Source organism: Vicinamibacteria bacterium (assembly GCA_035620555.1).
Taxonomy (GTDB): domain Bacteria; phylum Acidobacteriota; class Vicinamibacteria; order Marinacidobacterales; family SMYC01; genus DASPGQ01.
The window spans coordinates 1-9,870 of the sequence record DASPGQ010000481.1 but is presented as its reverse complement, the minus strand read 5'-3'; the positions used below and the strand labels follow the sequence as shown (position 1 = coordinate 9,870).

Here is a 9,870-nt window from a genome sequence, read left to right as displayed (position 1 = left end):
CGAGACCTACGGTGGCGGTGATGCTGGCTTCGGGCGGGAAGCGGGGCCACTCGGACTCCTCGATTCGCCGGGATGAAACGGTTCGAAGGCATGCGCCATTATGGGGTGAGGGACGGAAGACGTTCGAGCAGACGCAACCTTCGGGGCGGAGGATCGTCGGTGACGATTCAGCGTCCGGGCACTCCGATCGGAAAGAAACAAGGAGAATCGAGCCATGAAAAGCCTGCCCCCCTTTTTCACCACCTTGATGGCAGGGCTGCTGCTCGAGGGTCCGGCCAGCGCCCAACAGTCCCTCGGCCAACAGATGGAACTGCTCGAAGCACAAAGGGACGCAGTCGAAAGCTCGAATGCCCATCAGCGCATACCAGCCATGTACGTGATCAAGGAACTGGCGCTGTCCTCCGATTTCGTTCCGGTGAAGTCGAAGGCACTGGAGTTGCTTCAGGAACCGGTCGGCAGCAGCACCGATCAGATCCGGCTCCCCGCCATCTACGCGATCGCAGAGCTGGCGAACAGTACCGACGACCACACAGTGAAGCTCGAGGCGATCGAGTCACTCACGGAGCCCTTTCATTCGGAACAACTCGTGGCCCGCGACGTCGCGATCGACGCCATGAACCTCATCGTGGGTCGAATCGATAAGACGGATCCGTCATCCGAAAATCTCATCGTCGCGGCTCTCAACCTCCTCATCCGCGCGGCCGACAGCGGGAACAACGGCGCACGGATGCCTGCCATCAATGCCGTGTGGTGTACGGTCTCGGGTTCCAATTTCGATCAGGCCTACTCCGTCGCTCTAGATGTGCTCGCCAAACCCATCAGCTCGCGGGCATTGATCGGCGGTATGGAAGTTCGCTTCATGGCGATCGAGGCCATTGAGCGGGTGGGTATCGAAGCGAAGTCTCACGAAATCAAAGAGAAGGCGATCAGATTGTTGAGCGATGTCCCCGATACCGACAAAGAGAGAGCCCGACAGGCGACTACTCGCATCTATGAAACCATGGAGTAGGTCGAATAGATTCCTCATTAATAAGCCGGTCCCAAGACAGTCCCCATCCCCTCGTGGTCGACGTGGAGCGATGCTCTCCGGCCTCTCGAAAATCGAAGCCCCGTGGTACGTCGGTTCTCTTCGGGGGAACGACGTGACCGCGGCTATCTCTGCGCGATGATGCGCTCGTAGTTGGATTGCGCGAACTCCTCCAGGGAATCGGCGAAGTGCTTGGCGAGCTCCTCCCACCGGAGGATCGCCCGCCCCTTTGTGCTGTTGTCGTGGCCGTCGAAGCTCCGAGTGCGGATCCCGCCGGTTGGAACGGCCTCACCCGCATAGGCGAACTCATCCTCGCGCCCATAGGCACCGGCATCGATCTTGTAGTGGAGGACGTAACCCTTTTCAGGAACCTCGTGCCGTCCGAGTAGCTCGAGATCGATATCCGCATCTTCTTCGGAGTCGGTGACCTCGATCCATTTCCTCTTGTTGAGGCGGGCTCTCAGATCGCCCACCGTCTCCTCGAGCTCGCTCTCTCTCTGACGGACACCGTTACTGACGCTGTCCTCGCGCGCGGTTAGCCGGATTCGGACTTTTCCTTGAGTTGGCTTCTGAATCGCACCTCCGAGGCTGGCGATGCAGAGAAGCGAGAAGAGGATGAGCCAGCGTTTCATGGATCACCTCCGGGCGGCTTTCATTCTAGCCTGCCCGGGGCGGAGATTGGACCTACCCGCCCCGAAGAGCTACGCGGCTTTCTATTCCCTTCCAAGCCTCGTTCGCAACACCTTCGCACAGAACCACCATGGCAATGAACGCATGCTCCTGGCTCGCCCGGCACGAATGGCAGCGACTTTTGCCGGAGACGAAATTGCTTTTGTGCTGCAGCACGAAGGAGAATGTTCGCTGACGTGTGGCTCTACCGGACCGCAAGCGGCTCGTAGCCGAGGCTTGGTGATGTGCGTGAATCGTGGTAAAGGTCATCGCAAGGTCCGGATCTTCTGGCGAGTCCTGTTTACGACTTGCGCGGCGTGAAGCGACGTGGACTCTCCCCGTAGCGTGACGACAAGGTGGAACCACCATCACCAGCCGAGCATCGCGACCGGCGGCAGACATGGAGGATTGTCATGACCGAGTCAGTCGTTTCGGAAGAACTCCGTTTTGAACCGCCGGGGCCTGGACCATGGATACAGGACCCCGTGCATTTCCCGCGCCCGATGACCCGCTATTGGCAGGAGATGCATCCTCCCGCCTTCAAGAAGGGGACCAACGACTTCGCCCGCTTTTACGGGTTGCTCATCGACGGCCTCCAGATGAGCTACGTGAACGGCTTCGCCTACCGTCAGGTGCTCCCGGCGCCGGACGCCGAAATCGCCGAACGATTCAAGCGCGCCGAGCAGGTTTTCGCGGAGAGACTCTGGCGCGAGCAGCTTCGCGATTGGGACGAAAACCGCAAACCATCCTCCATTGCTGCGCACCGCGAGCTCCAGGCCGTCAATCCAGACACCCTCGGCGATGCGGACCTGGCCGCCTACCTCACGCGCTGCCGCGACCACCATTCGGCGATGATCACCCAGCACATGCGCTTCACCGCAAGTGCAATACTTCCAACCGGGGACTTCCTCGCACACGTTGGGGATTGGACGGGCCTTCCGCCGTCCGAGTTGCTGGGTTTGATGCGCGGGTCGGCTACGGTGTCCGCCGGAGGCTCCGACGAAATGGAACGCCTCAAGCGGGCGTTCGCCCAGAACTCTGAGGCCCGCGAGATCCTCGAATCCGGCGGTGACCCCGCACAAGTGCTTGCTAAATTGCGATCCCTCGGCGGTGAAGCCGGCACGGCGATCTCCGGTTACCTCGACCTGGTTGGCAACCGCCTCATTGACGGTTTCGATATTGCCGAGCCCACTGCGCTCGAATTGCCCGACGCGCTCCTCAGGGCCATCCACATCGCCGTTGGCGGAGAAGCCAGGCCCGCCTCCGACGATGAGACACGTATCGTCGAAATCCGCGGCAAAGTCCCGGCGGCGCATCAAGCCGAGTTCGACCAGCTGCTCGGCGAGGCCCGCCTCACCTACCGCCTCCGTGACGAACGCGGCATCTATAGCGACATCTGGGCTTCGGGAATCATGCGCCGTGCCGCCCTTGCCGCAGGCCGGCGCGTCGCCGAGCGCGGCCGCATCGCCGCTCCTCAGCACATGCTCGAGGCCAGCCTAGACGAGATGTGTGCGCTGGTCACTGGCGCGGGAGGCCCGTCCGCTGACGAGCTCTCGAAACGCGCCGAATACCGCGCCACCTACACCGCCAAAGTCGCTCCACCGCTCCTCGGTCCTCCCGAACCGCCCCCGCCTGACCTCGACGCGCTGCCCCCACCTGCCGCCCGCGTCATGCGCGCCATGTTCATCGCCTTGGGCGAGGTCTTCGGCAGTTCCCAAGCTCAGCACGAGGAAAAAATCCTCTTCGGCCTCGCTGCCAGCAAAGGCGTTTACGAAGGGCCCGCGCGGCGCGTCTCCGGCCCGTCCGAATTCGGCCGCATCGCCAAGGGCGATGTGCTCGTCACGGAGTCAACCACCGAGGCCTTCAACATTCTCCTGCCGCTCTTGGGCGGGATCGTCACCGACAACGGCGGGCTCCTCTCACACGCTGCGATCGTCTCGCGCGAATACGGCATCCCAGGCGTCGTCGGCACCCGCGAAGGAACCGAACGCATCGCCGACGGCGTCAGGGTCCGCGTCGACGGCGATGCCGGCGAAGTCACCGTTCTCGGGTGACCGTGCAAAAGTGAAAAAAGTCGTACCTTTCAAGAAAGCAAGCAAGACATCGCTGTTTGGATCCAAGGCCGTAGGCCTCGGGGACGCCGCCCGCCACGGCTTACCGGTACCCCCAGGTGTGGCGTTGTCGGGCGACCTGGTGGAGGCCGTCGCCTCGGGCGACGAAACGGCGATTGAAAAAGTGGGTAAGGCCATTGCTGATTTGAAGCCCCCGTTCGCCGTCCGCTCATCCGCCGTTGATGAAGACGGCGCGGCGGCGAGTTTCGCCGGCCAGCACCTCACCCTGCTCAACGTCCATTCGGCTTCCGATATTCCCGACGCCGTGCGCGAAGTCTGGTGGTCCGCCAACTCAGACTCGGCCATCACCTACCGTCTGCGTGTAGGCCTCTTCACGCGGCCGAGTGTCGGCGTGGTCGTCCAGATGCTGCTCAACCCCACCGCCGCCGGGGTCATGTTCACCGAGAATCCGGTCACCGGCGCCGATGAGCGCATGATCGAAGCCAGTTGGGGTCTCGGTGAAGCCGTGGTCAACGGCCTCGTCATCCCGGACCACTTCCGCCTCGACCGCTCCGGCCAGGTGCTCGAGCGCAAGGCGGGCCGCAAGCGCATCGCCATCCGCTCGCTCCCGAACGGGGGTACCTTCGAAGAGCCAGTGCCGCCCGAGCAGGTCAGCCAACTCTGCCTCGACAACTCCCAGCTCGCCGCCTTGGGCATTCTTGCTCTGCAGTGCGAGAAGGTTTATGGCCCGCGGCGCGACATCGAATGGGCGCTCCAAAATGGCACCCTTTATCTCCTCCAGTGCCGCGCCATTACTACCGGCAAGGCCCGAAGCGACGCACCCCCGCCCGGCCCGCCTCCGCGCGACCCGGTCACCGCGCTCCGCCGCGCCCAGCTCTTCGCCGACATGGACCGCAGGCAAGCCGAACAAATCGCACGCCTGCTCAAAGTGCGCGCCTTTTCCAAAGGCGAGACCGTCATCCTGGAGGGCTCCGGGGGCGCCGCCTTCTTTCTGATCGACTCGGGACAAGCCGCGGTTTCCAGCAAGGGCGTCGAGCTCGCCACCCTCGGCCCGGGCGACTACTTCGGTGAGATTGCCCTCATCGACGGCGGTCCTCGCTCGGCAACCGTGACCGCTGCGACCGACCTGGTCTGTTACGGGATCACGTTCTGGGAGTTCCGCCCTCTGATCGAAAGGAATGGAGCGATCGGATGGAAGCTCCTGCAAGCCCTAGCAAAGAGGCTGCGCGCCACCGATCCAACTTAGTTCTAGTTCTGGTGATATAGCGGACCCTTTGTCGCCTTCTTTCCATCCATGTCCGTCGACGAGATGTAATACTCATACAAGACACCCCGTGATCCGTTGAACGCCATGCTGTGGCTTGTCACAAGTACTGTGCTCGTGTAGCTCCCGCAGCAGGTAAACGTCACCTCGCTATTCGCAGGCACATCCGTCGTCCAGGTGATCTGGAATTTCGTGCCCTTCAGTTTCTTGCTGGCTGCGTCGGAGATCACCGGGACGTCGCCGCCCACGGGGTCGCCGATACAAAGAGTGTCGTCCACGCCGACCTCGTCCCATGCATCCATGACGTTAGCGGCGTGGCCGCCCGCCACCGCGGCGGTGGATTCGCGGGCGTCGCAGAAGTCGGCCGTAGATGGAAGTGCAGTAAAACCTCGAAATGCGATGTCCTCGGCCGCGGCGAGGCCGATGCCCTGAACCGAGGCACCGCTGGCACGGTTCGGATCGGCGTTCTGACCACCGTTCACCAGAAGATAGAACCAGTGGTTCGCGATACCGCTATTGATGTGAACGCCTCCGTTGTCCCCCGTCCCGGTGTAACGGTCCGCGTAGTGTGAGGGGTCTCCGTCTTCTCCTGGGTTTGCCATGTTGCGGATACCGTTCGACCCTGGCGTGATGTCCTCTCCAATGGTCCAGTTGCCGCTTCCGTAGTAGTACTCGATCGCGGTCCCCATGATGTCGGAGAAGGCTTCGTTCAGGGCCCCGGATTCGTTCTGATAGATCAGATCGCTCGTCGCCTCGGTGACCCCGTGGCTGAGCTCGTGGCCCACGACGTCGAGATCACCCGAGAACTCGATGAAGGAGTTCCCGTCCCCATCTCCATAGGCCATCTGGGAACCGTTCCAGTAGGCGTTGTTGTACCTCCTCTGCACGTGAGCCGAGGAGACCATGCCCTGGCTGTAGTGGTTGAGCCAGTCGAACCCGTGGGTGGAAAGGAAATAGTCGTCGGTAACGTTGGCGTTGAACTGCGCATCGACGAGGGCCGGCTGCCCCGGCGACGTGCTTCCCGGGCTATTCCAGCTGTCGTCGGCGTCCGTTGCGAGACTTCCCGGAAGCCGGTTCCGATTGCCGGCATCATAGGTGCTCTGGCGCCCGTCGACCGACACGAGCCGATAACCGCCCGCGCTAAACGTCGTCAGGCCGGTGAGATCTTTGCTGTCCCCCAGGACGCCAAAACCTGTGCCTGTCGTCAGCCCGTCATAGGCGTTCATCACGGTGCCGCTCTCGGCGTCCACCCAGTAGAACCACCGGGCGTTCCCGGCCCGAAGCTCCACGCGGTAGAAGTATCGGCCCGTACGAGGATGGATCATCAGAACACTGCTCCTCGCGTGCTGAGGGACGTCTCCCCGGGAGGCGGCCACCGTCTCAGCCCGATCGGCGCCGATCCGTATCGTGTTCGACGAGGACAGATCGGGATAGTGGGCACCGACTACGACCACGCTCAGGTCGGTCTCGTCGCGAAAGACCGTAAGCTGTCCCCCGAGTACCTCCGCCGCACCGAAAAACTGTTGATAGCGTTCGGCCAAGAACTCTGCGTTCCGCCCGGTGCGTTCGACCGAGACGTGACGCATGTCGGAGGGCACGCGAAAATCCGCGGCCTGCTGCCCGGTCAACGCACGAAACCCGCGACCAGCCCGATCCCCTGAGCGCGATGACTGCGCTTCGAGCTGAGACAAACCGAGAAAGAAAGAGAAAGCCAAGAAGGCAGCGACGCCGTGTCGGAACATAGGACCTCCAGGCCGAGCGGCCGGAGGGCAGCCGACTCTGTAGCTTTTCAGTCGGCGGGGGATTCTCTGATGCTACGCAGCTTCTCGTGATGTGTCAATCTGTCCAGACGGTCCCGACCTGGATTCCCATAAGAAATAGGTTATCGGCACACGGCGCCACAGGGTACTCGCCCCTTTTCCGCACGGAGTACTAGGGGCACGTTGCCCGGTGCTACGGGAGCATCTCGACTCGGGAGCAATCCTGAAACACTTTGAAGTTAGCCACCATTCCCAAGTGAAGGCGAAGCAGGGACTTTCGACAATCCGAACCCGACCGGACGAAGGCCTCTGCTGCAGTTCCTTCCACCAGTGAAAGGAGGAACCATGCGTTTCATGGGCGAAAACTCGCTTCGGTTGTCTATCGACCACAGAAAGCAAGGTTTCAGGATTCGTCGAGGCAAGCTCACCCACTTCGTCGTCTTCGTCGTCGCTCTCTTCACCGCGCTACCCATTCTGGCCAACGGGTCGGACTCGAAGAAAGTCCGGTGTGGAGAGCAGAGCCTGAAGCGCGCCATCGACAAAGCCCGTCCCGGATCGACGATTGTCGTCATCGGGAGCTGCAGTGATGGTCCCTATCTGATCGAGAAGGATCTCCGGTTGGTCGGCGGCAAGGACGCCGAGCTGTTGACGCATCTGCAAGTCGATGGCGCCACCGTGCGTGTGGAGAACCTGAAAATCATCGGCGATGGAATGGGCGTGGGTAGGGGTGGCAGACTGATTGCCGACCAGGTCGAGATCCGAGATGCCTTCATTGGCATCGGCGTACTCGACCTGAGCATTCTCGAGATTCGCAACAGTCTCATCGCAAACAGCAGTAACCTGGGAATATGGGCGGTCGGACGCGCCATGTTGCTCGTCGACAGCACCCGAATCGAGAACAGCGGCGTTGGAATCTATCTCGAAAGTACGAGCTCGGCCCGTGTCTACTCCACAACGATACGGAACGGTATCGGAGGAATAGACATCGGGAGATTTTCCGAGGTCGAGACGTTCAATGTAACAATCGAAGACAATGAAGGTACGGGGATCTTGCTTTCCGACAAGTACTCATACATTTTCATGGAGGACCAAAGCATCATTCAGAACAACGGATTGGACCTAAGGTGCGGCGACCGCGCGATCGTGGAGGTCGTAGAAACCAACGTCAGCGCAACAGGGACGACAGAAATAGACCCTGGTTGCACCTTACTTGGCAATCCGATCTTCTAACCGCGGATGAGCTCATCGAAACGGAGCTCCGTTGTCCGATAGACTCTGAGGGTGGACGAAAAGACCTCGTTCCCTCTCCGCAGTGCCGGGCTGGTTGGCCTTCTTTTCTTCGCCCTGGACGGGCATGCCCAGGACCGGTTCTCCTTCGAGGCGTTCCTGGGCGGCGCTCTGAACGCCGGGACGACGCTTGCGATCTCGCAGAGCGGCTACCCCGACCTCGATCATGCAGCCGATTACGAGACGAGGGCCTTCGATTTCCCTCTGTATTACTCCTTGCGATTTGCCCTAAACGATCGGTCCGGACGGTGGGAAGTGCAGTTCACTCACCACAAGGTGTACCTGAGTAACCCGACTACCGAGATCCAGAACTTCGAGATCACGCACGGATTGAACCTCATGACATTTGGAAGGGCGTGGACGTCCCTGCCCGTGGACATTCGCGCGGCCGCTGGCGTGGTGATCGCTCACGCCGATTCGAAGATTCGAGAGCAGCCGTTTTCCCCAGGCTATCGCCTCACCGGGCCGTCTTTCTTGCTTGGCGTTGGGAAACGTCTGGGCCTGACTCGCTCGCTCTTTGCCAGCGGCGAGGTTCAACTGAGCGCGGCTCGGGTCATCGTGCCCGTGAACGGCGGTGACGCTTCGGCCCCGAATGTAGCGCTTCATGTGATGTTCGGTCTCGGAGCTCGTTTTTGATTCACATTCAAGTCACCGAACTCCCACGATCTATTCACGCGGGTGTCTCCTTCCCGTAATTACCGCGTGGCAGCCTCGGGACATGAATGACCGGGATACCCTTTCGTTCGTTTCGGGCTACGAGAGCTATCGCCCGAAAACCAACAAGAAGCTTCTTTTCTGGGTGGCCTTCGCGATCCACGTCTTGTTCCTGTCCGCACTGATCGTCATTCCGCTGACGCAAGTGGGTCCGGATCTGCCGGAGTTCGAGTCCATGGCGACGTTTCTCGTGCGCTCCCCTTCACCACCTCCTCCGCCCCCGCCGCCGGTGCCGGCGCGGCCAGACCCCGGACCGAGCCCCCCGCAGGCGGCTCTACTTGAAGCGAGTTTCGTGGCCCCGGTGGCGCTCCCGGACACGATTCCCGTTGACGAGCTCGGGGCGGGCGACTATGGCGTGTCCGGCGGAGTGGAGGGCGGCGTCGCCTTCGGGGTGGTGGGTGGAATCGTGGGCGGACTTCCCACAGAGACGGATCGGCTCGTGGAGCCCGAGGCGCCGGTTCGGCTGGACTTCCATCGGCAGGAGGCTCGGCCCGTCCATCGCGTCGAGCCCGTCTATCCGCAGCTCGCCGCGCAGGCCCGCGTCCAAGGGGCCGTCATCGTGGAAGTTCTGGTCGACCGGAACGGCGTGCCGTCGGAGTTGAATGTTCTGCGTACCGTCCCGCTGCTCGAGGAAGCCGCGGTGGACGCGGTAGAAGCGTGGCGTTGGAATCCCTATGTGGTGGCGGGAAAGGCCGTCCCCTTCTGGGTGGTGGTTACGGTGACGTTTCGGTTGACTTGAGTCTCGCGATCCGGCGGCACGAGCTGGTGCATTTCAGCGCGAGCTCGACGGTCTCGTGCCGGGAATCGACGTGCCGGCGAAGCCGCATCATCTGTTGATCCAGATCGAGGTCGATCTTCTTCGAGCCAATGTACACGCTAGCCGGCGTCACCACGACTTCCGAGCGAAACGGTGCTCCATCGTGGCTCCCCTCGATCCGGACACGCTCGAGCTCGGGCTCGAGCCGGGAGAGGCTTGGGTAGTACGTGAACTGAAAGACGTGCGTGCCGGGGAGCTCAAGGATGGGGGTGTCTCCGCGGTAGAGAATGGCATTCTCGAGGTGCTCGCAGGGGCTGAAC

General features: G+C 61.7%; 9 protein-coding genes. 6 read left to right on the top strand and 3 right to left on the bottom strand.

The genetic code is table 11. The features are described 5' to 3' along the window. The first annotated feature begins 214 nt into the window (after positions 1-214). Positions 215-1,009, top strand: coding sequence for a hypothetical protein (locus VEK15_19505; GenBank protein ID HXV62895.1), 795 nt, complete (start codon positions 215-217; stop codon positions 1,007-1,009). A 143-nt stretch (positions 1,010-1,152) separates the two neighbouring features. On the opposite strand, the gene VEK15_19500 is transcribed toward VEK15_19505, so the two are convergent. Further along, entirely contained in the window at positions 1,153-1,659 is a 507-nt protein-coding gene (locus tag VEK15_19500) for a hypothetical protein (GenBank protein ID HXV62894.1), read from the bottom strand. Positions 1,660-2,109: 450 nt separating this feature from the next. On the opposite strand from VEK15_19500, the gene VEK15_19495 reads away from it, so the two are divergent. Both VEK15_19495 and VEK15_19490 read left to right on the top strand, forming a co-directional pair. Continuing rightward, positions 2,110-3,750 carry a PEP-utilizing enzyme gene (locus tag VEK15_19495; GenBank protein HXV62893.1) on the top strand — a complete coding sequence of 547 codons (1,641 nt, stop codon included), beginning with the start codon at positions 2,110-2,112 and terminating at the stop codon, positions 3,748-3,750. 10 nt (positions 3,751-3,760) lie between these two features. Continuing rightward, positions 3,761-5,014 carry a PEP/pyruvate-binding domain-containing protein gene (locus VEK15_19490; GenBank protein HXV62892.1) on the top strand — a complete coding sequence of 418 codons (1,254 nt, stop codon included), beginning with the start codon at positions 3,761-3,763 and terminating at the stop codon, positions 5,012-5,014. A gap of 2 nt (positions 5,015-5,016) precedes the next feature. Here VEK15_19490 and VEK15_19485 read toward each other — a convergent pair whose 3' ends face one another. After that, a complete protein-coding gene (locus VEK15_19485) occupies positions 5,017-6,774 on the bottom strand; it encodes a M4 family metallopeptidase (GenBank protein ID HXV62891.1) in 1,758 nt (585 codons plus the stop codon). Between the two features lie 363 nt (positions 6,775-7,137). Here VEK15_19485 and VEK15_19480 point away from each other — a divergent pair, with 363 nt between their 5' ends. The 3 genes from VEK15_19480 (at position 7,138) to VEK15_19470 (ending at position 9,532) form a co-directional block, all read left to right on the top strand. Then, positions 7,138-8,022 carry a right-handed parallel beta-helix repeat-containing protein gene (locus VEK15_19480; protein ID HXV62890.1) on the top strand — a complete coding sequence of 295 codons (885 nt, stop codon included), beginning with the start codon at positions 7,138-7,140 and terminating at the stop codon, positions 8,020-8,022. 51 nt (positions 8,023-8,073) lie between these two features. Beyond that, a complete protein-coding gene (locus VEK15_19475) occupies positions 8,074-8,715 on the top strand; it encodes a hypothetical protein (GenBank protein HXV62889.1) in 642 nt (213 codons plus the stop codon). 82 nt (positions 8,716-8,797) lie between these two features. Next, the gene (locus VEK15_19470; GenBank protein HXV62888.1) at positions 8,798-9,532 is read left to right on the top strand and encodes an energy transducer TonB; all 735 of its coding nucleotides are present in this window, start codon (positions 8,798-8,800) and stop codon (positions 9,530-9,532) included. Here VEK15_19470 and VEK15_19465 read toward each other — a convergent pair. Then, on the bottom strand, positions 9,507-9,870 hold a 364-nt coding region (locus VEK15_19465; GenBank protein HXV62887.1), incomplete at its 5' end, for a hypothetical protein. The two genes, VEK15_19470 and VEK15_19465, sit on opposite strands and share 26 nt — an antisense overlap.

Bases quoted from the DNA above. Each gene is read 5' to 3' on its own strand.
- VEK15_19485 (HXV62891.1), bottom strand. From the start codon at position 6,774: ATGTTCCGACACGGCGTCGCTGCCTTCTTGGCTTTCTCTTTCTTTCTC.
- VEK15_19500 (HXV62894.1), bottom strand. From the start codon at position 1,659: ATGAAACGCTGGCTCATCCTCTTCTCGCTTCTCTGCATCGCCAGCCTC.
- VEK15_19470 (HXV62888.1), top strand. From the start codon at position 8,798: ATGAATGACCGGGATACCCTTTCGTTCGTTTCGGGCTACGAGAGCTAT.
- VEK15_19505 (HXV62895.1), top strand. From the start codon at position 215: ATGAAAAGCCTGCCCCCCTTTTTCACCACCTTGATGGCAGGGCTGCTG.
- VEK15_19495 (HXV62893.1), top strand. From the start codon at position 2,110: ATGACCGAGTCAGTCGTTTCGGAAGAACTCCGTTTTGAACCGCCGGGG.
- VEK15_19480 (HXV62890.1), top strand. From the start codon at position 7,138: ATGCGTTTCATGGGCGAAAACTCGCTTCGGTTGTCTATCGACCACAGA.